Annotated in this window: 25 protein-coding genes; 18 read left to right on the top strand and 7 right to left on the bottom strand. The window is 36.3% G+C overall.

The window, feature by feature from the left end:
* Positions 1-332: 332 nt before the first annotated feature.
* The 5 genes from ACQKII_RS22385 to ACQKII_RS22405 all read left to right on the top strand — a co-directional run bounded on the left by ACQKII_RS22385 (position 333) and on the right by ACQKII_RS22405 (position 4,546).
* Complete coding sequence (locus ACQKII_RS22385) at positions 333-932, top strand: DsbA family oxidoreductase (protein ID WP_427462656.1); 600 nt, start codon at positions 333-335, stop codon at positions 930-932.
* 186 nt (positions 933-1,118) lie between these two features.
* Complete coding sequence (locus tag ACQKII_RS22390) at positions 1,119-1,721, top strand: nitroreductase family protein (RefSeq protein WP_427462657.1); 603 nt, start codon at positions 1,119-1,121, stop codon at positions 1,719-1,721.
* 237 nt (positions 1,722-1,958) lie between these two features.
* Complete coding sequence (locus tag ACQKII_RS22395; RefSeq protein WP_427462658.1) at positions 1,959-3,380, top strand: ABC transporter permease; 1,422 nt, start codon at positions 1,959-1,961, stop codon at positions 3,378-3,380.
* Between the two features lie 9 nt (positions 3,381-3,389).
* The gene (locus tag ACQKII_RS22400) at positions 3,390-4,067 is read left to right on the top strand and encodes an ABC transporter ATP-binding protein (RefSeq protein ID WP_010857462.1); all 678 of its coding nucleotides are present in this window, start codon (positions 3,390-3,392) and stop codon (positions 4,065-4,067) included.
* A 119-nt stretch (positions 4,068-4,186) separates the two neighbouring features.
* The gene (locus ACQKII_RS22405) at positions 4,187-4,546 is read left to right on the top strand and encodes a hypothetical protein (RefSeq protein WP_427462659.1); all 360 of its coding nucleotides are present in this window, start codon (positions 4,187-4,189) and stop codon (positions 4,544-4,546) included.
* Positions 4,547-4,885: 339 nt separating this feature from the next.
* On the opposite strand, the gene ACQKII_RS22410 is transcribed toward ACQKII_RS22405, so the two are convergent.
* The 3 genes from ACQKII_RS22410 to ACQKII_RS22420 all read right to left on the bottom strand — a co-directional run bounded on the left by ACQKII_RS22410 (position 4,886) and on the right by ACQKII_RS22420 (position 7,306).
* The gene (locus tag ACQKII_RS22410; protein WP_427462661.1) at positions 4,886-5,008 is read right to left on the bottom strand and encodes a hypothetical protein; all 123 of its coding nucleotides are present in this window, start codon (positions 5,006-5,008) and stop codon (positions 4,886-4,888) included.
* A gap of 191 nt (positions 5,009-5,199) precedes the next feature.
* Positions 5,200-6,648, bottom strand: a complete 1,449-nt coding sequence (locus ACQKII_RS22415) for an ATP-binding protein (protein WP_427462662.1) — start codon at positions 6,646-6,648, stop codon at positions 5,200-5,202.
* The gene (locus ACQKII_RS22420) at positions 6,641-7,306 is read right to left on the bottom strand and encodes a response regulator transcription factor (protein ID WP_427462689.1); all 666 of its coding nucleotides are present in this window, start codon (positions 7,304-7,306) and stop codon (positions 6,641-6,643) included. The genes ACQKII_RS22415 and ACQKII_RS22420 overlap by 8 nt, the downstream gene beginning before the upstream one ends.
* 190 nt (positions 7,307-7,496) lie before the next feature.
* Between ACQKII_RS22420 and ACQKII_RS22425 the strand changes: the two genes are divergently transcribed.
* The 9 genes from ACQKII_RS22425 to ACQKII_RS22465 all read left to right on the top strand — a co-directional run bounded on the left by ACQKII_RS22425 (position 7,497) and on the right by ACQKII_RS22465 (position 14,865).
* Positions 7,497-8,354, top strand: a complete 858-nt coding sequence (locus ACQKII_RS22425; RefSeq protein ID WP_427462663.1) for a DUF72 domain-containing protein — start codon at positions 7,497-7,499, stop codon at positions 8,352-8,354.
* A complete protein-coding gene (locus ACQKII_RS22430; RefSeq protein ID WP_427462664.1) occupies positions 8,354-9,175 on the top strand; it encodes a sulfite exporter TauE/SafE family protein in 822 nt (273 codons plus the stop codon). The genes ACQKII_RS22425 and ACQKII_RS22430 overlap by 1 nt, the downstream gene beginning before the upstream one ends.
* A gap of 17 nt (positions 9,176-9,192) precedes the next feature.
* The gene (locus ACQKII_RS22435) at positions 9,193-10,560 is read left to right on the top strand and encodes a bifunctional metallophosphatase/5'-nucleotidase (protein WP_427462665.1); all 1,368 of its coding nucleotides are present in this window, start codon (positions 9,193-9,195) and stop codon (positions 10,558-10,560) included.
* Positions 10,561-10,598: 38 nt separating this feature from the next.
* Complete coding sequence (locus tag ACQKII_RS22440) at positions 10,599-11,699, top strand: HD-GYP domain-containing protein (RefSeq protein WP_427462666.1); 1,101 nt, start codon at positions 10,599-10,601, stop codon at positions 11,697-11,699.
* A gap of 32 nt (positions 11,700-11,731) precedes the next feature.
* Positions 11,732-12,529 (top strand): sporulation protein YunB, encoded by a 798-nt coding sequence (gene yunB / locus ACQKII_RS22445; protein ID WP_427462667.1) that lies wholly within the window; start codon positions 11,732-11,734, stop codon positions 12,527-12,529.
* 116 nt (positions 12,530-12,645) lie between these two features.
* A complete protein-coding gene (gene lipA, locus ACQKII_RS22450; protein WP_427462668.1) occupies positions 12,646-13,569 on the top strand; it encodes a lipoyl synthase in 924 nt (307 codons plus the stop codon).
* 31 nt (positions 13,570-13,600) lie between these two features.
* Positions 13,601-13,954 (top strand): YutD family protein, encoded by a 354-nt coding sequence (locus tag ACQKII_RS22455; protein WP_427462669.1) that lies wholly within the window; start codon positions 13,601-13,603, stop codon positions 13,952-13,954.
* 126 nt (positions 13,955-14,080) lie between these two features.
* Entirely contained in the window at positions 14,081-14,608 is a 528-nt protein-coding gene (locus tag ACQKII_RS22460; protein ID WP_427462670.1) for a D-glycero-alpha-D-manno-heptose-1,7-bisphosphate 7-phosphatase, read from the top strand.
* A gap of 77 nt (positions 14,609-14,685) precedes the next feature.
* A complete protein-coding gene (locus ACQKII_RS22465; RefSeq protein WP_427462671.1) occupies positions 14,686-14,865 on the top strand; it encodes a hypothetical protein in 180 nt (59 codons plus the stop codon).
* A 671-nt stretch (positions 14,866-15,536) separates the two neighbouring features.
* Here ACQKII_RS22465 and ACQKII_RS22470 read toward each other — a convergent pair.
* Positions 15,537-15,803, bottom strand: a complete 267-nt coding sequence (locus tag ACQKII_RS22470; protein WP_139859850.1) for a DUF3055 domain-containing protein — start codon at positions 15,801-15,803, stop codon at positions 15,537-15,539.
* 88 nt (positions 15,804-15,891) lie between these two features.
* Here ACQKII_RS22470 and ACQKII_RS22475 point away from each other — a divergent pair, with 88 nt between their 5' ends.
* Entirely contained in the window at positions 15,892-16,344 is a 453-nt protein-coding gene (locus ACQKII_RS22475) for a DUF86 domain-containing protein (RefSeq protein ID WP_427462672.1), read from the top strand.
* A complete protein-coding gene (locus ACQKII_RS22480) occupies positions 16,341-17,093 on the top strand; it encodes a TIGR01457 family HAD-type hydrolase (protein WP_427462673.1) in 753 nt (250 codons plus the stop codon). Before ACQKII_RS22475 ends, ACQKII_RS22480 begins: the two co-directional genes overlap by 4 nt.
* A gap of 85 nt (positions 17,094-17,178) precedes the next feature.
* Here the strand turns inward: ACQKII_RS22480 and ACQKII_RS22485 are convergent, their stop codons facing one another.
* On the bottom strand, positions 17,179-17,415 hold the full coding sequence (locus tag ACQKII_RS22485; RefSeq protein WP_427462674.1) for a YuzB family protein: 237 nt from the start codon (positions 17,413-17,415) through the stop codon (positions 17,179-17,181).
* A 175-nt stretch (positions 17,416-17,590) separates the two neighbouring features.
* On the opposite strand from ACQKII_RS22485, the gene ACQKII_RS22490 reads away from it, so the two are divergent.
* Positions 17,591-18,658: an NAD(P)/FAD-dependent oxidoreductase gene (locus ACQKII_RS22490; protein ID WP_427462675.1), complete on the top strand. Its 1,068-nt coding sequence runs from the start codon at positions 17,591-17,593 to the stop codon at positions 18,656-18,658.
* A gap of 75 nt (positions 18,659-18,733) precedes the next feature.
* On the opposite strand, the gene ACQKII_RS22495 is transcribed toward ACQKII_RS22490, so the two are convergent.
* Positions 18,734-19,069, bottom strand: a complete 336-nt coding sequence (locus tag ACQKII_RS22495) for a YuzD family protein (RefSeq protein ID WP_427462676.1) — start codon at positions 19,067-19,069, stop codon at positions 18,734-18,736.
* Positions 19,070-19,153: 84 nt separating this feature from the next.
* Between ACQKII_RS22495 and ACQKII_RS22500 the strand changes: the two genes are divergently transcribed.
* Entirely contained in the window at positions 19,154-19,390 is a 237-nt protein-coding gene (locus tag ACQKII_RS22500; protein WP_427462677.1) for a NifU family protein, read from the top strand.
* 51 nt (positions 19,391-19,441) lie between these two features.
* Here ACQKII_RS22500 and ACQKII_RS22505 read toward each other — a convergent pair whose 3' ends face one another.
* Positions 19,442-20,134: a DUF2225 domain-containing protein gene (locus tag ACQKII_RS22505; protein ID WP_427462678.1), complete on the bottom strand. Its 693-nt coding sequence runs from the start codon at positions 20,132-20,134 to the stop codon at positions 19,442-19,444.
* Positions 20,135-20,278 lie beyond the last annotated feature (144 nt).

The raw sequence follows: 20,278 nt of genomic DNA on the forward strand, positions 1-20,278 counted from the left end.
TAATAAGCACGTACAAGTTGTAACATATGGCTACATCGTTTAAACAATTTGAAGGTACTTATCAGTCAAGCAATTTTTATCGTTAAATGGTTGACATCTTTTGTAGCTGTAACTATAATAGTTACAGATAGGAATGCTAAATATAACATTAGTAGCCGTTGTACAATGGTTGTTCCTAGCACTGGAGTCGTGGAACAAATAGTTTCATCTCTAATAAAAGAGATTCAAAAGTAAGGGTAAATGCATTCAATTTAGTGAATGCATATTTATTTGATTCAGTTGTAACAAAGTTAGTTACAACTAAAATTGTAGAAAAAGAGAGGGATTTCAAGATGACATTAAAAATTAAAGCTTATTCAGATTTTATTTGTCCCTTTTGTTTTTTAGGGAAGGGGCCGTTAGATGAGATTGTTAAAGAAAAAGATGTAGAAGTAGAATGGATGCCATTTGAATTACGTCCTAGCCCTTACCCGAAGATTGATCCTTGGAAAGAACCTGAAAAACTAGGGTCGTGGGATTCCTTTATTCTTCCTACTGCAAAAAAGCTTGGCATTGAAATGCGTTTACCACGTGTTTCCCCGCATCCATACACGCATGTAGCTTTTGAAGGATATCAATTCGCAAAACAACAAGGAAAAGGAAATGAATTTCATCATAAAGTCTTTATTGCGTTTTTCCAGGAAGAACAAAATATTGAGGACATTGAAGTACTAACACATTTGGCGAGCGAAGTAGGTCTCTCTAAAGATGATTTTAAAGAAGCTATCCTTTCAGGGAAATATCGTAAAGCCCATCAAGATGCTATAAAACATGCATATGAAGAAGCAAATATTACGGCTGTTCCAACGCTAATTATTGGTGATGAAGTGATCCAAGGATTAGTTAGTAAAGAAAGATTAGCGCAAATCATCGATCAACAATTAGCAAAATAAACAAAATCATTACAATGTGTAAGTGGCTTAGCTAATAGTGATGAACTAGTAAGAGGTTGTTCCAAAAGAAAAAAATGTGCTTAGAGGTATCATGTTATTTTTTGATACAAAGGTAAAAAAGAGGTTTGAAGACTGTTTAGACAGCCCATCATAAAATAAATTAGTTAAAACTTGGAGGAATTTAAAATGTCAGTAACTACATCAACTGTAAAAGAAGCAATTATCAACCGTCGTTCAATTCGTAAAGTGAAAAAGAACGAAACAATCACTAAAGAAAAAATCAATGAACTGTTAAAAACAGCTGTACATGCACCATCATCTTTTAATATGCAAAGTGCACGTGTCGTTGTAGTGATGGATAAGGAGCATGACAAGTTCTGGAATATTGTAAAAGAAACACTACGCTTACGTGTCCCAGAAGAAAGCTTTGCTGCTACTGTAGAAAGACTACAAGGATTTAAAGATGGAGTAGGAACAATCCTATTTTTTGAAAATCAAGCAACCATCAAACAAATGCAAGAAAACGCACCATCATATAAAGAGCAATTCCCATATTGGTCTCATCAAGGAAGTGCAATGTTACAATACGCTACATGGTTATCTTTAACTGCTGAAGGTATTGGAGCATCCATACAGCACTATAATCCAATTATCGATGAGGAAGTAAAACAAACTTGGGATATCCCAGGTGAATGGAGCTTAATCGCACAAATGCCATTTGGTGAACCAAATGAACAACCAGGAGAAAAAACAGCCTTACCTTATGAAGATATTGTGAGATTTTATTAATATTAAAACAAAATTTACAACACTCAATAATGATTGAACGTAAAGGCACCCTATATAGTAGACTATAAAAGTTTACTTTATAGGGGTTTTTTGTTATTCCAAGTGAAATCTTTATTTAGAAAAGCGCTATACAGTTCTTCACATAAACTCTTTGATATCTCCAGACAAACTTCGAAATATCTCCATATAAGCTCCAGATTGCTTCTATATAGTAGAGCTATCAAGGAGGTAATGTAAATGAATTTTATCAAACGTGCAGTTTTGAGTGTCAAAGCAAGAAAGGGGAAATCGCTCATTTTATTTGCCGTATTTTTAGTTGTTGCTAATTTAGTATTAGCAGGATTTGCCATACAAAATGTCTCAAAGACTGCAAATGATTTAGCTAGACAAAAGTTAGGAGTTGACGTGAGTCTTAGGTTGGACGAGGAAAAACTGATGCAAAATGTAGCGAAACAGCGAGAAGAAAATCCAGGTGGGAGAATAAAACATCCGGAGCTTTCTGCAGAAGAAGCAGACCAATTAGCTAAATTATCATACGTAGAAGATTATAATTATCTAAAAAGTGAGATGCTTGTTGCGGAGGGTTACACACCTGTTAATGCTGACAAAGGTGGAGAGGCAGTAGGTGGATCGGTAGGGGGCAATAATAATGGCAACATGAAAATGCCAGATACTTTCTTTCAAGGTGTGAGAAGTTCTGATTTATTGAAGGATTTTAAAGAGGGAACAAATAAAATCGTTGAGGGACGCCCAATAACACCAGAAGATAAGAATAAGAAAGTAGTCCTGATTGAAGAACGATTAGCAGAACAAAACAAGCTTCAAGTTGGTGATAAGTTAAAGATCAAATCATCTGATGAAGTTTCGAAAGTGGAATTGGAAATTATAGGTATTTATAAAAATTCTGACATAACTAACTTTGAGGAATCATTACCACCAATGATGCATCCATCAAATAGAGTGTATGCCAATTATGATTCGATGAAAGAATTTAATGAAAATGATACAACAATTAACGAAGCAATTTACTTCTTAAAAGATCCTGAAAGTATTGAGGATTTTAAAGCAGAAGGAAAGAAAACAACTATTGATTTTGATTTATTTAAATTAGATGCACATGATGCGTTGTATCAAAAAATGGTAGGCCCTATTGAGAATATAGCCTCCACTTCAAAGTGGATTGTATACTTAGTTTCCATTAGTGGATCCATCATTTTAGGTTTAATAATTATGTTGACAATAAAAGAACGACGGAAAGAACTAGGGATTTTATTGGCAATTGGTGAGAAAAAAAGAAAATTAGTTGGACAACTTTTAGTAGAAGTATTATGTGTAGCTGTAGTAGCATTTGGCATTTCGATAATTACAGGTGAAACAGTATCTCAAAAAATGGGAGACAGTTTATTACAGAAAGAAGTTATTGCTTCTGAAGAGCAACAACAAGAATCAAATAATCTAGGGTTCTCGTTTGGTATGATGAATGACCAAGATAAAAACAAAGAAGTGGATCCTATTGACAATATTGATGTAAGTATATCATCCCAAGATGTCTTGAATTTAGGGGGATTAGGTCTATTAATTGCGATTTTATCAACACTTCTTCCAGCATTATCGATTCTTCGATTAAATCCAAAAGAAATTTTATTAAAAGATGAATAGGAGAGACTAATGGATACTATTTTACAGTTTAGAAATCTACAATACTATTATCAAAGTAATAATAAGAAAAACACGCTTTTAGAGAATGTAAATTTTACGTTTGAAGCGGGGTGCTTTTATAGCATTTTAGGACCATCAGGGTCAGGAAAAACAACAGCCCTTAGCTTAGCAAGTGGATTAGATAATCCAAAAGAAGGACATGTGCTTTACAAAGGAAAAGATATACGAAAGATTGGACTAAATACTTATCGAAATAAATACGTTTCGATAATCTTTCAATCATATAATCTCATTACGTATATGACCGCTCTTCAAAATGTAGTCACGGCAATGGAAATTACAGGGGTTAATGTGAAAGATAAAAAGGGAAGAGCGCTAGAGTTATTAGGAAAAGTAGGCTTAACGGAAGTAGAAGCAAAACGAAAGGTATTACAATTAAGCGGTGGTCAACAACAGCGTGTAGCAATTGCTCGTGCATTATCTAGTAATGTAGATTTATTAATTGCTGATGAACCGACTGGGAATCTCGATGAGAAGACTTCTGTGGAAATTGTTGAGTTATTTAAAGATCTAGCCCATAAAGAAAATAAATGCATCATTGTTGTCACGCATTCTCAGGAAGTAGCTAAACAATCAGATAAAGTAGTGTATCTTGAAAAAAGAAATTTAGTTTGCAAAAATTTGTAGGGGAAATAGATAATAAAACCTTTATCAAAACTCGTTTTGATAAAGGTTTTATACTAGCGGCCAACCAATCGATATAAACAACTTTTGATAATCTAAAAAATTAAAAAGGAGAGTTAACAATGTGGGGAAAACTAGCATTTTCCATTGGCTTAGTGTCTATGGGAATAGTAATTGGTTCGTTAACGAATTTGGTCAATTTAAGTGGGAGTGAAGAATCGAATCCAAACGAAACAAATATGCAGCAAGATAATAGAATACAAAATCCAGGAGAGATGAAACCAGAACAGTTTGGGGAGTACAGTCCAAGTCCAGGAGAGATGAAGCCAGAACAATGGGAGGAATATGACCTAAATCAAGAAATGATACCAGAACAGTGGGATGAGTACTCTTCAAATCCAAGAGAAATGTCACCAGAACAACGGGAAAATGGCTCTCCGAATCAAGATGGCACTATTTCAGGAGCAGCGTCTCCTAACTAATATATAGATCAGTTTAATAAATTTCTGTCGAGACATCTAGTTAAAAAAAACACCCTAAAGAGAGCGGTGTAAAAGTGACTATACCATCTTTAATAAAATCTTCATCATAGTATAAACCAACCATTAATAAGCTTTTTATGCAGAAAAAAGTTCAGACTGTAGACAAACTCAAAAAATAGAGTAGTTTGTTTACAGTCTTATTTCTTTTCAAATAGATGTATTTATATGAACCCGTTGATTTCCGCTACGGCGGACGCTTTTCGCGGGGATGGCTTCAGTCTCTTCGTCGCTATGCTCTTCCCACAGAAAGCTTTGCTCTGTAGCGAAAGGCGAATGCCGTCAGCTACACTCGCCGCCTGCGCTCCAATCAACTAGTGTACTTAAGTGATCTTGTGGAACCACTTGATCATACGTAATCATGCCAAGTTGATTGCTTTCATTCTCTAAGTTTTTCGACATCATCGCCAAAGCCCCTTGATTCTGAATAGAGAGGAAAAAGCTGCGAGACTCCTGTGGAAGAATGAACTAGCTAGCCTCGCACGAAACGTAGTGAAGGAGGAGGCTAGCTAGTTCATCTGCGGAAAGCGAGTGGCTTTTTCCGGACCTGATTATCATTACTTCTTATTCAGAGTCAATTGTTTACGTAAACCCCTTTACTTAATGGAAAAAGGGATAGTAACTGTAAATTGTATGCCCTGATCGGTATTATTCATAGAATAGGTGATAGAAAGGGAATCAAAAATTTGTCTTACTATATAGAGTCCAAGGCCACTTCCACCAGTATTGCGGTTTCTTGATTTTTCGATTCGATAAAAGGGTTCGAATATCTGTTGTATATCCTCTTCTTTAATTTTGACACCTGTATTGATGACTTGTATTTGGATAGTATTTTGATTTGGGTGCTCAGTTAGCTCTATATAAACTGTTTCCCCTTGTGGCGAATACATAATGGCATTATGAATAATGTTTTTTAAGGCTTTTTCTAATAAATCACGATCTGTACGTACTGAGAGATGAGGAGCAATTTGTTTTATGATTGTAATATTTTTTTGAGAAGCAAAAAAACCGAGATCTTTTGTCATTGTATCAATCAATTCTAGAAGTTTTACTTCTCCTAATTTCAGTTTAAAGGTATCTTGTTCTAGTTTTGACATACTTAAAATTTCGCGGACCAGTAGCTCCATTTCTTCAATAATTTTATGATTTTTCTCTAAATATTGGTCACGATTTTGATAAGGACCAATATTATAAATCATCCCTTCTAAGTAACCTTTCATAACAGTGAGCGGTGTTTTTAGTTCATGGGCAACCGTTGTAAAAAATTCTCTGCGTTTTATTTCGATTGCTCGTTCTTTTTCAATATCACTTTTTAATTGTTCATTGGCCTTTTGTAATTCAAGCATGGTTTGTTGTAAATTTTTTGACATATCATTCAGGCTATTTGATAGTTCCCCTAATTCATCCGTAGAATGAAGTTGGATTTTTTTTGAAAAATCCAAGTTTGCCAGCTTTTGTGCGCCCTCATTAATATAGATAAGTGGTTTTGTAATGAACCTGGAATAAAAATAAGCACTTCCCAGACCAATTACAACGACAATGATACTTATATAGGGAAGGAAACGGACTAAGACTTGTGATGCTTCATCAATAGGTTGAAAAGTTGCAAACACAACAAGCACTAAATTACCATCTTTGAATTGAATCGGCATGGTAGCATTAAATGAATTACCAAGAATCTCAGGACTCTTTGCTGGAGACGTTTTAGCAATCACTTTTGATTGAGTATCTCCCTGAACAAAGAAAGAAGGCGAATAAACAATTGTTTCTTCTTTATCTTGAAGGTAGATGAAGGCATTATTTTGTTTTGAGTATTCATCAAAAAGTGAAATAGCATCTCGAAATGTAAGATTCTTAGATTTATCAATTATTTCTTCTATGCCTGATTGAAGCTGATTTGTTTTATATTGCTCATGAAATGTTGGAAGAAAGAAGTATAAAGTTAGATAAATCATGACAGCAAAAGCTAACAAGATGAGAGAGGTTATGATAAAGAGTTTATAGGTAATCCTCTTCATCTTCAGGAGTTTTAGTATATTATTCATCGATTTTATAACCAATACCCTTTACTGTTTTAATACAGGGTACATCTAATTTCTTCCGTATATTTTTTATATGCGTATCAATCATGCGTGTTTCACCAGAATAATCGTATCCCCAAACTTTTTCTACGATGATTTCTCTTGTGAGTACTTTTTGCTTATTTTGAAGTAGCAGTTGCAGAATTTCAAACTCCTTTGTCGTTAATGGTATGTCAATCCCATTGACATACACTTTATATGCGTCACAATCAACAAGTATCTCATTAAAATTTAATTGATTGCCAGTATTTTGATGACAGCTTCTTCTCAGGACAGCCTCGACGCGCCTAATCAAAACATGAAAGGAAAAGGGCTTCGTTATATAATCATCGATTCCGACATCAAAGCCTTGCATTTGATCTTGCTCTTCCTCTAATGCAGTTAGCATAATAATCGGTACATTTGACTGATTTCGAATCATTTTAGCCACTTCAAAACCATTAAGGTTAGGCATCATCACATCTAGAAGAATTAAATCAAAGGATTGCGTATTAAATCGTTTCATTCCCTCCAACCCGTCGGATGCGACTTCAATCGTATAGTTTTGTGTCATTAAAAACTGTGTAATTAATTCTTGGATTTCTTGATCATCCTCAACTACAAGAATATGATAGTTCATTATGATATCACCTCATGAAGCAATTATAACCCTGCAATCTGTAGTTTATGTGAAGATGCATTATAAAAATAATATCAAGACTTCAGGTATACATGTGACTAGGGCTGTTTAGCTGTAGTCGCATTTTTTGTTGTGTGGTTACTCGCAGTAAGAAAGTGTGTGCTATGATTATCTACATAGAGGAGGGGGTCACTTGATTCGAGTTGGATTAACGGGCTGGGGCGATCATCCTTCACTGTATAGTGGAGTGACTGCCTCAAAGGAAAAATTATTCGATTACACAGGTCATTTTCTAACGGTAGAAGTAGATACTTCTTTTTATGCCATTCCGTCTATAGAAAATGTACGTAAATGGTGTGAAAATACACCAGAAGATTTCGGTTTTGTTGTCAAGGCTTATCAGGGGATGACAGGGCATTTACGTGGAGACATTCCATTTGAATCGAAAAATGATATGTTTAACGCATTTATTGAATGTGTGAATGAGTTTAAACGACATGGAAAGCTAGCGATGATTTTAGCTCAATTTCCACCATGGTTTGATTGTCAGGCAAAAAATGTCCAATATTTATTGTATATAAGACAGCAATTGAAGGATTTTGAGGTGGCAATCGAGTTTCGCAATCAAACATGGTACGCAGACAATTTGGTACAGCAAACAATAGACTTTTTACGAGAGCATCAATTTATTCATACGATTTGCGATGAGCCACAGGCAGGTGTTGGCTCTGTACCATTTTATCCACAAACAACTGCGAATAAGGCACTCATACGTATACATGGTCGTAATATTCATGGCTGGCGTAATACGGGCAATGCAGAAAATTGGCGAAAAGTTCGGTTTTTATACGATTATAATAAGGAAGAATTGCAGCAACTAGGGCAACATATTAAAAGTTTACAATCACAGGTGCAGGAGCTGTTTGTCTTATTTAATAACAATTCAGGACTTCATGCTGCTAAAAATGCAAAAGAATTGCAAGAAATCTTAGCCATTAGAGATATTGGTTTAGCACCGATACAATTAAATATGTTTGAAGGGGAAAAATAATGGAATTTCTGCTTTTAATTTTTATTGCGATACTTTCAGGGTTGATTGGCTCACTTGTTGGGCTTGGTGGAGGTATTATATTAGTGCCAGCCACATTATTTATTGGGTTAAATCTGGGGATGATTCCAGAGTTAACACCCCAGAAAGTGGTTGGCTTATCTGTTGTTATGATGATTTTTACAGGTCTTGCTTCAACATTGAGTTATATGAAATCCAAAACGGTTGATTATAAAAGTGGATTTATCTTTTTTATAGGTAGTATACCCGGTACAATACTGGGCGCATGGGTAAACAAAGGTTTGGATTTGCCATCATTTAACTTATATTTTGGCATTTTACTTATTATTTTGGCGACAATTTTACTTGTGCGTGACAAATTGAAACCTGTACAATGGTTTGTGAAAAATGGCATGAAACAGGAATTTACAGATGCATCAGGGAAAACATATGTATACGGCTATCCAATTTGGTTTGCAGTGACAATCACGTTTGCAATTGGCTTTGCCTCAGGATTATTTGGCATCGGCGGTGGTTCAATGATTGTACCAGCCATGATTATTTTATTTTTATTCCCACCGCATGTGGCAGTGGCGACGTCAATGTTCATGGTGTTTTTATCGTCAATCGTTAGCTCGGCAAGCCATATTTATTTAGGGCATGTCCCATGGCTTTATACAATACCTGTCATTCCAGGAGCATATATCGGTGCTAAGTTGGGAGCAGCGCTAAACAAAAGAATTAAATCAGATACGCTTGTGCTAGCACTTCGAATTATTTTATTATTATTAGGAATTCGCTCAATACTTGACGCTTTATTATAAAAAAAGAGGTGGCTTGAATGCTTGAAAAAATTCATATTTTTCACACGAATGATTTGCACAGTCATTTTAAGTATTGGCCACGAATGCAAAACTATGTGAAAGAAAAACGTACAGAGTTTGCAGCGATTGGAGAAACAAGCTATTTATTTGATGTCGGGGACCATTTAGATCGCTCAAACATATATACGGAGGCAACAATTGGGCAGGGCAATGTCAAATTATTAAATGAAGCTGGCTACGATGTTGTGACAATAGGTAACAATGAAGGCATTACATTGTCTCACGAAGAGCTTTATCATTTATATGATAAGGCTACATTTGATGTCGTAGTAGCGAACGTCCATGCAACGCGGGGGGGAAATCCAATATGGATGAAGCCTTTTGTTGTGTTAACGACCGCTAATGGCACAAAGATTGCAGTTATTGCAGCAACGGCAATGTTTGAAATCTATTATAAGGAATTAAATTGGCAGATGGATGAGGCACGAAGCACATTGATTCGCTTAGCCCTTCAACTTCGCAAAGAAGTAGATATCGTAGTTTGTTTGTCTCATTTAGGTATAACTGAAGATGAACTTTTAGCTGAAGAATGTCCCGAAATCGATGTGATTTTTGGCTCACACACACACCATGTACTTCCGGATGGTAAACTTGTTAATGGCGTACTCCTTACAGGTGGAGGAAAATATGGGCAATTTACTGGCTATTTAGTAGTCGAGTATGATAAAAAAATGAGGAAAATTGTTGAAAAAAAGGATACTTTAATTCATAATAAGGACTTGCCAGAGGTTGAAGACGAACAAGATATACTATTTTCATTTGAGGAAATAGCTAAAAGATTACTAGATAAACCTATTTTCAGAACTGAAAAATCTTATAATAAAGAATGGTTCCATTATTCGCAACTATCTCATTTATTTGCACAAGCTATTTTAGAGAAAAGTGGTGCAGACGGTGCTTTGTTTAATGCCGGTATTTTTCTAGATGGTCTACCAAAAGGAACTGTTACTGCCCTTGATTTGCATAAAATTTTTCCACATCCGATTAATTTATGTACAATTGAATTGTCGGTTTCAGAACTAAAAGAAATTTTACAGCAATCGAAAAACGAGGAATGGCCTTATATTGAGCTAAAGGGTTTAGGCTTTAGGGGTGTTATTTTCGGTAAGATGCTGACTTACGGTTTTTCTATGAATGAGGATCGACAAATACTCATAAACGGAAAGATTGCGGATAGCGACCATATATACAAATTAGTAACACTTGATATGTTTACATTTGGTTATTTTTATCCAAGCTTTAAATATGCTAAGAAAAAATATATTTTACCTGATTTTTTACGAAATATTATGTTAGATTACGGGCAAAAGTTCTTTCAGCAATAGATAAAAATGAGCTTTAAGAATGGATTGGGGAAGAAATCATGCGATTAATTTCAATCGAAGTATTAAAAGAAGGAATGGTATTAGGAAGAACCATTTGGAATGAGGCGGGTCATCCTCTTTTAAAGAAGGACGTTGTCATTAACGAACGTATTATTCAAAGACTTCAACAGTTGAATACGCATTATTTATATATTGACGACGAAATTTCTGAAGGTATTGAAGTAATGGAGACCATTCCTCCTGCTGTCCGAAATAAAACAATCTCAACCATTAAAGATTCTTTCCAATCATTAGATGGTTTAAATGCAGTTAGTGCCTCTTACGTGCTTGATCGGCAATCAAAAGTGATTGTCTCAATTGTGGATGAGCTACTGTCAGCTGTAACTGGTAATAATGAAATCTTAACAATTTTAACAGATGCTTATTTATTCGATGAATACTTGTATCAACATTCCTTTCAGGTAACGCTTTATTCAATAGCCATTGCAAAAGAGTTGGGACATTCAGCAGAGGATTTACGTTTAATCGGTATTGGCGCTTTATTGCACGATGTTGGAAAGCTGATGGTACCGAAAGAAATCTTAACAAAACCAGGTCGCTTAACACATGAGGAGTTTGAAATCATGAAAATGCACACCCGATATGGTTTTGATTTGTTACGTAATTTACACTCCATTTCTTTACTTGTTGCACATTGTGCCTTCCAACATCATGAACGTATCGATGGAAGTGGCTATCCACGCGGCTTAGTTGATTTTGAAATTCATCCATTTGCAAAAATTATAGGCGTAGCAGATGTTTTTGATGCGGTAACAACAAATCGTGTGTATCGTGAAAAAATGCTCCCATCACAGGGGTTAGCCATTGTTGAAGCGGGCTCTGGTACCATTTATGATGTACGAATTGTTAATGCACTGAAAAAGGCTGTAGTCCATTATCCAAATGGTGTGATTTTAAAATTATCAGATGGAAGAAGAGGCATTGTATCAAAACAAAATACATTGAATGCCGCATTACCTTGGATTCGTATTTTTGAAGAACAAAATGAATTACTATCTGCTACATATGAAATTAATTTAGTGGACTACCCAACGATTGCCATTGCAAGTATTGAAACGGACTACGTAGTACCATCGTAAGTTGAATAATTTTCTCCTCCTGTTCATACGTTATGGAACAGGAGGAGATTTTTTTGTTTTTCCCTCGAAAAAGAATGAAATTAGGAACAAATAGTAAAAAAGGTTTACCGCTAAATCGTTTAACTGTATTGATTGTCAGTAGTATTGTCTGTTTATTACTATTTTTGTATTTTTTGAATGAGCGTCTTATGCCCACCTATTTACAATATGCAGAAGTACAAACCACTAAAATTGCATCCTATGTTGTGAGTAAAGCCATCAATGCACGTACTTCAAACGTATTAGACGTCAATGATATTATTGAAGATTTACCAGCTGGTTCGTCTGAAATGGTAACGACAAAATTTAATACTGAAATTATTAATCGTGTTCGTGCAGAAACAATAGAACTCGTGAAAATGTATTTAGAACAGGCTGAACAAGGAGAACTTGCACATTTACCAGAATTAGAAAACGTCGAATACGACATCAATAATATTCAAGAAGGTGACGGCATTGTTTTTTTTGTTCCACTTGGGCAAGCTGCGAACATTCCATTGCTCGGAAATTTAGGACCTAAAATACCGATTCGTTTTCATGTAATTGGCAATGTGCATAGCAATGTCACATCAGACATTCAAGAATTTGGCATTAATAGTGCCTATGTGGAGGTAGGGATTCATATAGAGGTCAACGTACAAATTATTGTACCATTTGCCAGTAAATCTGCTACCGTTTCACAGGATATTCCAGTGGCGATGGGTTTGACAAGAGGACCAGTACCACATATCTATACAAATGGCAGCGAGGCGCCACAGCCATCACTTGAGGTACCAGTACCTTATGATTAGAAATGTTGCTTGAATAGTAAATGCTAGTTGTTGCCGTTCGTTTATTATGTTACATTGACAACAGTGAAGGTAGATGATATTTAACAATATATAATTTTGATAGGGGCGAAATTTGTATGACATCTTGTAAACCTACAAGCAAGGACAAAGAAGAACATTTAAGAAAACCAGACTGGCTAAAAATCAAACTAAACACGAACGATGAATATAAAGGGCTAAAAAAGCTCATGCGTGAAAAAAATCTACATACAGTTTGCGAAGAAGCACGCTGTCCAAATATTCATGAGTGCTGGGGTGAACGCCGTACAGCTACTATGATGATTTTAGGATCTGTCTGTACGCGAGCTTGTCGTTTCTGTGCTGTAAAAACAGGTTTACCGAATGAGCTAGATTTAGCTGAACCAGAACGAGTAGCAGATTCTGTAGCAATCATGAACTTAAAGCATGTTGTTATTACAATGGTTGCTCGTGACGACTTAAAAGATGGCGGTGCAGAGGTATTAGCCGAAACGGTACGTGCGATTCGTCGTAAAAGTCCATTTACTTCTGTTGAAGTTTTACCATCTGACTTAGGCGGTATTAAAGAAAACCTTCAATTTTTAATGGATGCTAAACCAGATATTTTAAATCATAATATTGAAACTGTACGTCGTTTAACGCCAAGAGTACGTGCACGTGCTAAGTATGAGCGTTCGTTAGATTTTCTTCGTTTAGCCAAAGAAATGCAACCAGACATTCCAACGAAATCATCTTTAATGATTGGCTTAGGAGAAACACACGAAGAAATTTTAGAGGTTATGGATGATCTACGTGCAAATAACGTTGATATTATGACAATTGGTCAATATTTACAACCAACGAAAAAGCATTTACCTGTAAAAAAATATTATTCACCAATAGAATTTGGGAAATTACGCAAAATTGCCATGGAAAAAGGCTTTAAACATTGCGAAGCAGGACCGCTTGTACGTAGTAGCTATCATGCGGATGAACAAGTGAATGCAGCAACAAAAGAGCGCCAATTACAAGTAGATTTGTAAAGCTAAACTAAAACAGAAAGGTGGTGTCACTTTGATAGTTATTGAAGGATATGAATACGAGCTTATCAATGATTACCGTGAGGCTTTTCAAGAGGAAGCATTTAATGAACGGTACTCAGATATTTTAGCAAAATATGATTATATCGTAGGAGACTGGGGCTATAATCAGTTACGATTAAAAGGCTTCTTTGAAGATAAAAATCAAAAATCTACCTTTGATACAAAAATAAGTACGCTTCAAGATTACTTATACGAGTATTGTAATTTTGGCTGTGCTTATTTCGTATTACGTAAATGCGGCAAAATAATACAGCAACCTGAAATTGCAGTAAATGAAGCAACCGAAGTGGCAAAGCCTATAGAAAATCCACAAATAACAGAATAACAATAATGACCTGATGCAATAATAAGCATCAGGTTTTTTTCTTTGTTAGGTTTTATAATATTGGTAACAATATAAAACGAATGAAGTACTATGAAAACTATATTTTGGCATAAAGGTGGGAGTTCAATGAAAAGAGCAGTATTTTTAGATAGGGATGGCGTCATCAATGAAGTATTAACGAATCGAGTTAAATTTGTAAATAAACCGCAGGATCTATATTTCTTACCATCTGTTCCAAAAGCAATAAAAAAATTAAATGAGTTCTTTGATTTCATATTTGTAGTAACCAATCAAGGAGGTGTTGGATTGGGATTTATGAAGGAATCGAAGCTCCAACAAATACATGTTCATATGCAAAATGAATTGAAAAAAGAAGGAGCAATTATTCATGACGTTGCTTATTGTCCTCATAAACCGAAGGCAGGCTGTGCTTGTCGCAAACCAAATAGCAAATTAATTGTCGATCTAGGTAAAAAATATGATATTGATCTGGCGAAATCCTATATGGTAGGGGACACTGATACAGATATAATTGCTGGCAAAAAAGCAGGCACAAAAGGCGTTTACTTAGGAAAAAGTGATCCTCTTGCGGATGCCATTTTCCCTGATTTAATCAGTGCTGTCGAGTGGATTATAGAGGATGCAACTGCATAACTATGCAGTTTATAATTGCTTTTTCACAAGTATAAATCACATGAATAAGGTTAATTTATGTAGTGGAGGTGATTATTTTGGCTAATGAGAAACGAAAAAAAAGACAATTAAATCGTGAAGAGTACGGATATGGTTTTGATATTAGTGTTGATGATTTAGGCGTAATTGGACAAAATGAACAAGCAAAAAAACAAAATGATAACGAAAACAAAGACAAGCCTCACAATAAAGACAATCCTTCAATTATTAATAAATAATGAAGGGACTGTTCTAAAAAGTCCTTCAATAATAACTTGCTTCCTGTAAAGTGGAAATTGGTTACGCTTTCTGTTGGCAAGGCACGAGTCGCATCGATAATGTTGGTCACGAGGGCGTGGTGCTCCCGTCACTGCGTTTCACTCACGTTTTGGTCGCAGAGAGGGCGTGTGCTCCCGTCACTGCGTTTCACTCACGTTTTGGTCGCAGAGAGGGCGTGTGCTCCCGTCACTGCGTTTCACTCACGTTTTGATCGCAGAGAGGGCGTGTGCTCCCGTCACTGCGTTTCACTGACGTTTTGATCGCAGAGAGGGCGTGTGCTCCCGTCACTGCGTTTCACTGACGTTTTGGTCGCAGAGAGGGCGTGTGCTCCCGTCACTGCGTTTCACTGACGTTTTGGTCGCAGAGAGGGCGTGTGCTCCCGTCACTGCGTCTCACTGACGCTTTGATCGCAGAAAGGGCGTGTGTTGTTGTCGAGTCAATGACACTTCGCTTTCGGGCAGATAAGTTGTCACTGGACGTGAATTTTAGCCGATTTTTTGTAGCTGAGGTTTCCCGTTTGCTACATATAATTCGCAGGAGTCTAAGCGGATTATTATTTTAATATCATAAAAACACCCCGTAAAAGTTAGATTTTGTGTCTAACTTTTACGGGGCAGTTCAGTGAAGGTTGTCAATTAAGTAATTCTCGTAAATATTCACGTAGCTCGATTGTATCTTCTTCAGAGCGATTGTAAACGTGTTCGAGGTAGCCAGGCTCCTCCACATCGTCTGGACCAATGATAGCGAAACGACCAAATTGAATGTCCATCACAAGCACTTTACCAAAGAAACGACCAGATTGTAAAATTGCTAAATCATAACGTAGCTTTTGTCCAGCAAAACTGACAAAGCGTGTTTTTGTATCTTCTACATCATCATATAAGAAAAAACGTTCCATCTTTTAATCTCCTTCCAGTCCTATAGATATGGTACTATAGAAGAGAAATGACTATCAACTTTAAATGATTTGAATGGGGGCTTTCCTTGTGTATTTTGTAGATCGTAATAAAATCACAAATAATTTACAGTACTTAGATGGACTATTAGCGACTTTGGAGGCAGAGGATAACTGGCTGCAAAATGATATTAAAAAATTAGCACTCGAGCGTATCGGACATAATGTGATGGAATCAATGATGGATGTTGGCAATTTAATGATTGATGGCTTCATTATGCGTGATCCAGGTAGCTATGAGGATATTATTGATATTTTAATCGATGAAAAAGTCGTAACTACTGAAATGGAAGCGTCATTAAAAGCAGTTGTTGGCTTACGAAAAATGCTTGTTCGTGAATTTGTAAATGTAGATATTGATGAAGTTGTGAATGTGTTAACAATCAGTTTACCAACATTGAAGCAGTTCTCACCAGCTGTGAATAATTACTTAACGAATGAGTTAGGCCCTGTTTCAGCATTTTTACCCGAGGATCATCAATGAGATCCTATAAGGCCTATTGCTTTGATTTAGACGGCACTGTATACCGTGGAAAGGAAGGTATTCCTTCAGCGGTTACTTTTATTCATGGATTACAAGAAACAGGGATTGAGCCATTTTACGTGACGAATAATTCATCGAAAACGAGAGAGCAATTGCAAGAGGCTTTACGTGCAATTGGTGTGGACGCACCACTCCAACATATTTATTCAAGTGCATTGGTAACTGCGAAATATATAGCCCTAAATTTTGCTGGACAAAAGGTGGCAATGATGGGATCGGATGGTATCCGAGCTGCGTTATATAATGAAGGAATAAAACTTGTAGACGCCGATCCAGACGTCTTTGTAATGGGAATTGACCGAACACTTGACTATATGGCACTCGCTAAGGCAACGATTGCTATACAAAATGGCGCTGCATTTATTGCAACAAATCAAGACATTAAATTTCCGACAGAGTATGGTTTCTTACCAGGGAATGGTTCGTTTGCACGATTAGTAGGGGAAGTGGCTGATGTTGAGCCAACTTACATTGGTAAACCATCACCTGCTATGCTTGAAGTGATTGCCGCTGAATACGGCTTAACAAAGGATGAAATGGTAATGATCGGCGATAATTATGACACGGATATTATGTGTGGTATTCGTTTCGGTTGTGATACAATCCATGTCAACACAGGTGTAACACCCACTAAGATTGTGCAAGAACAAGAGCTTCAACCGACGTATTGTATTGAAGCATTCGTATAAAATATAAAAAAGGATGCTTATGTCGATTTTTCTCGACATAACATCCTTTTTCTATGTTTAAAATAACTGATTTTTGTAAATAAAATTACCATAATGGATTTTCTTCGATAAATTGATAAATGGCTTTTGTTAGCTCTTCTGGAGAATCGGCTTCTACTAATTCACCATTAACGATGGCGTAAAAGGATTCTGAACACTTGGTACAGTAACTAAGGCAGCCATATTCCAAAACGTCGATATTTGGATCGCGTTCAAGTATTTCATAAGTTACTTGTGAGCCATTTGCTAAATTACTTACACAAAATTCAACCATTGGATTCATACATGTCACCTCACCATTGTAATGCTACTCGCTTTTGAAACGTTCGTCAACGATTGATTTTGTGAAATCTTTCACAAAATTGCATTCTTATATTGTGAAACATCTCACAATCGGTTATACTCGTCTGTGGATACTTTGTGAACAATTATTATTAGTGATATAAAAGGAGACTATTATGGGGAAATTAGTACTTTTAGGTGGCGGCTATGGCAATATGCGTGTCATGCTTCGTCTATTACCAAATAACTTACCTTTAGACACGGAAATCGTGCTAGTAGACCGCGCACCTTTCCATAGTTTAAAAACAGAATTTTATGCATTGGCAGCAGGGACATCGACAGATAAAGAAATTCGTGTAAGCTTCCCAGAGCATGATCGTTTAACGGCTGTATATGGAGAAGTCGTTGACATTAATCGTGCAGAAAAAGTAGTCATACTAGAAGATGGGCAACGAATTGAATATGATGATTTAGTCATTGGACTAGGCTGTGAAGATAAATATCATGATGTACCGGGTGCAGAAGATTACACTTATAGCATTCAGACAATGGCAAAATCACGTGCAACATTCCAAGCGCTTTGTGGTTTACCACCAGGTTCGACTGTTGGTATTGTAGGTGCAGGTTTAAGCGGTATTGAGCTTGCAAGTGAGCTACGTGAAAGTCGAGCAGATTTAAAAGTAAAATTATTTGACCGTGGTCAACGTATTTTAAAAGATTTCCCTGAAAAGCTTAGTAAATACGTAAAAGATTGGTTTATCAAGCATAACGTAGATGTTATTGCGAATTCTAATATTACAAAAGTGGAACCAGGTAAAATTTTCAATCATGAAGATGAAATTCCACTTGATGCAGTCGTTTGGACAGCTGGGGTACAGCCCGTGAAAATTGTACGTGATTTAGATGTTGAAAAGGATCGTCAAGGTCGTCCAATCGTAACACAATACTTTAATGTGCTCGATGATGAGCATGTATATGTTGTAGGGGATTGTGCCTCTTCAGAATTTTCTCCAAGTGCACAATTAGCTGAGGAACAAGCGGAACAAATCGTTAAAGTACTTCGTATGCGTTGGAAGGGCGAGCATTTACCAGAGAAAATGCCAGATATTAAATTAAAAGGTTTCATGGGCTCTCTTGGTAAAAAACAAGGATTTGCTTATTTAGCAGATACAACTGTTACTGGACGTATCGCACGATTGATGAAATCGGGATTACTATGGATGTATAAATATCAAAACGATTAAGAATTGAGCAGAAATTCTACCATTGAAAAAGGGATTGCTTCGAAGGTTAACTTCGAACAATCCCTTTCGTATTCATTAAACGGTTACGTCTGGTGTGAAGCCTAAATTTTCAAGTGCTGTAAAGACTGGTTTTAATTGCACATAGCCTTCTCCTACCACTTCATCATTAATGAGTACAAGTGGATAGAAAAATTCATCTTCTTGGATACGCGCAGCATAATCTTGGTCACGTTCATTCTCAATTGGACCTTCAATATCGACATAGCGAATTTCATAGGCTTGGTGCGGGTATTTGCGATCAATAGCTGCTTGTAGCCATTCATATGTATCTTTAGAAGATGGAGCATTGACACAACTTGCGCAAATGACTGCCGTTCCATAAATTTCGATAATCGGTTTTGTGTGTTCCATAGTATTTCTTCTCCCCCGTGATTCAATATTGGATTTTTTCTGTTGCTAACATTATAATCATTATAAGGAAAGGAGTCGAGACAAATGGCAGAAGCAACAATTAACGACCAAGTACAAGAAGTATTAGATAAATTACGTCCATTCTTACTACGTGACGGTGGAGACTGTGAATTAGTAGATATAGAAGACGGCGTTGTAAAATTACGTTTATTAGGTGCATGCGGCAGTTGCCCTAGTTCTACGATTACACTAAAAGCAGGTATTGAACGCGCATTATTAGAAGAAGTACCTGGCATTATTGAAGTTGAACAAGTATTCTAATGAATAGCGAAAAAGTTCTAGCTGACTCATTGAGCTAGAACTTTTTTCTGTTTACACTTGGCGCGCTTGTTCTTTTTCCTTACGAATGATTGCCCATTGCTCTTTTGCCATATCGATCACCTTTGCTTCGCCACCAGTACTTTGCTTTTCGATGACTCTTGAAAAGAAGCGTGTCGCATTTTCTAGATCCCCAATACGTCGTGATAATTCTGCAATCATATACATAATACGTACATCTGACATTTGCGTAGAGCTGTAATCCTCAGTAGAATAAGATTCCATATAATGGTCCCTCGAAATTTTTATAAAACGCTGCTCTTGGCCATCATTTTTCAGCGAACGATACAGCCATGCAAGACGCAAGGCAAGACCTGCTGTTGCTACAAATTTTTCTTTTTTTATCGTGCCGCAAAGAAAGGCTAATTTATAAGCTTGAATAGCTTGGAATACGGTGCGTTCCCCTTTAAAATCATGATGTACCCATTTTTCAGTAATTTGAATACGAATATCATCTTGTACGCCTGGTGCAAAATATCTGGTAAAGTCTTCTGTAAATGAGAAACCACAATGCTCACAAACGAATACATTGTAATAAAGGGCATTGACACCGTCTGCATAAATCGGCTGAAAATCGGTTTCGGTATATTCTACTTTAATGAATTTAGAACGTACTTTTAATGTTGAGAATTCTTTTTTACAATTAAGACATTGGACCTTTTTTTCATAATATGGTGAAATCTCCATAATTTATACCTCTTTCATCGACATTATTATAACTATTATACCAATTCGTCAGTTAAGCACATGAATAAAAAATACTAATTCAATGAAAAAAACGGGAATATTGCAAAAAATACACTTGAAGCTGAATGTTTGTCATACAATAGT

It is taken from the genome of Lysinibacillus sp. NPDC048646 (assembly GCF_050272295.1).
In the GTDB taxonomy this organism is placed as follows: domain Bacteria; phylum Bacillota; class Bacilli; order Bacillales_A; family Planococcaceae; genus Lysinibacillus.

Bases quoted from the DNA above. Each gene is read 5' to 3' on its own strand.
- lipA (WP_427462668.1), top strand. From the start codon at position 12,646: ATGACATCTTGTAAACCTACAAGCAAGGACAAAGAAGAACATTTAAGA.
- ACQKII_RS22490 (WP_427462675.1), top strand. From the start codon at position 17,591: ATGGGGAAATTAGTACTTTTAGGTGGCGGCTATGGCAATATGCGTGTC.
- ACQKII_RS22505 (WP_427462678.1), bottom strand. From the start codon at position 20,134: ATGGAGATTTCACCATATTATGAAAAAAAGGTCCAATGTCTTAATTGT.
- ACQKII_RS22415 (WP_427462662.1), bottom strand. From the start codon at position 6,648: ATGAATAATATACTAAAACTCCTGAAGATGAAGAGGATTACCTATAAA.
- ACQKII_RS22405 (WP_427462659.1), top strand. From the start codon at position 4,187: ATGTGGGGAAAACTAGCATTTTCCATTGGCTTAGTGTCTATGGGAATA.
- ACQKII_RS22385 (WP_427462656.1), top strand. From the start codon at position 333: ATGACATTAAAAATTAAAGCTTATTCAGATTTTATTTGTCCCTTTTGT.
- ACQKII_RS22410 (WP_427462661.1), bottom strand. From the start codon at position 5,008: ATGATGTCGAAAAACTTAGAGAATGAAAGCAATCAACTTGGCATGATT.
- ACQKII_RS22430 (WP_427462664.1), top strand. From the start codon at position 8,354: ATGGAATTTCTGCTTTTAATTTTTATTGCGATACTTTCAGGGTTGATT.
- ACQKII_RS22460 (WP_427462670.1), top strand. From the start codon at position 14,081: ATGAAAAGAGCAGTATTTTTAGATAGGGATGGCGTCATCAATGAAGTA.
- yunB (WP_427462667.1), top strand. From the start codon at position 11,732: ATGGAACAGGAGGAGATTTTTTTGTTTTTCCCTCGAAAAAGAATGAAA.
- ACQKII_RS22480 (WP_427462673.1), top strand. From the start codon at position 16,341: ATGAGATCCTATAAGGCCTATTGCTTTGATTTAGACGGCACTGTATAC.
- ACQKII_RS22440 (WP_427462666.1), top strand. From the start codon at position 10,599: ATGCGATTAATTTCAATCGAAGTATTAAAAGAAGGAATGGTATTAGGA.
- ACQKII_RS22435 (WP_427462665.1), top strand. From the start codon at position 9,193: ATGCTTGAAAAAATTCATATTTTTCACACGAATGATTTGCACAGTCAT.
- ACQKII_RS22395 (WP_427462658.1), top strand. From the start codon at position 1,959: ATGAATTTTATCAAACGTGCAGTTTTGAGTGTCAAAGCAAGAAAGGGG.
- ACQKII_RS22400 (WP_010857462.1), top strand. From the start codon at position 3,390: ATGGATACTATTTTACAGTTTAGAAATCTACAATACTATTATCAAAGT.
- ACQKII_RS22500 (WP_427462677.1), top strand. From the start codon at position 19,154: ATGGCAGAAGCAACAATTAACGACCAAGTACAAGAAGTATTAGATAAA.
- ACQKII_RS22495 (WP_427462676.1), bottom strand. From the start codon at position 19,069: ATGGAACACACAAAACCGATTATCGAAATTTATGGAACGGCAGTCATT.
- ACQKII_RS22390 (WP_427462657.1), top strand. From the start codon at position 1,119: ATGTCAGTAACTACATCAACTGTAAAAGAAGCAATTATCAACCGTCGT.
- ACQKII_RS22470 (WP_139859850.1), bottom strand. From the start codon at position 15,803: ATGGAACGTTTTTTCTTATATGATGATGTAGAAGATACAAAAACACGC.
- ACQKII_RS22485 (WP_427462674.1), bottom strand. From the start codon at position 17,415: ATGAATCCAATGGTTGAATTTTGTGTAAGTAATTTAGCAAATGGCTCA.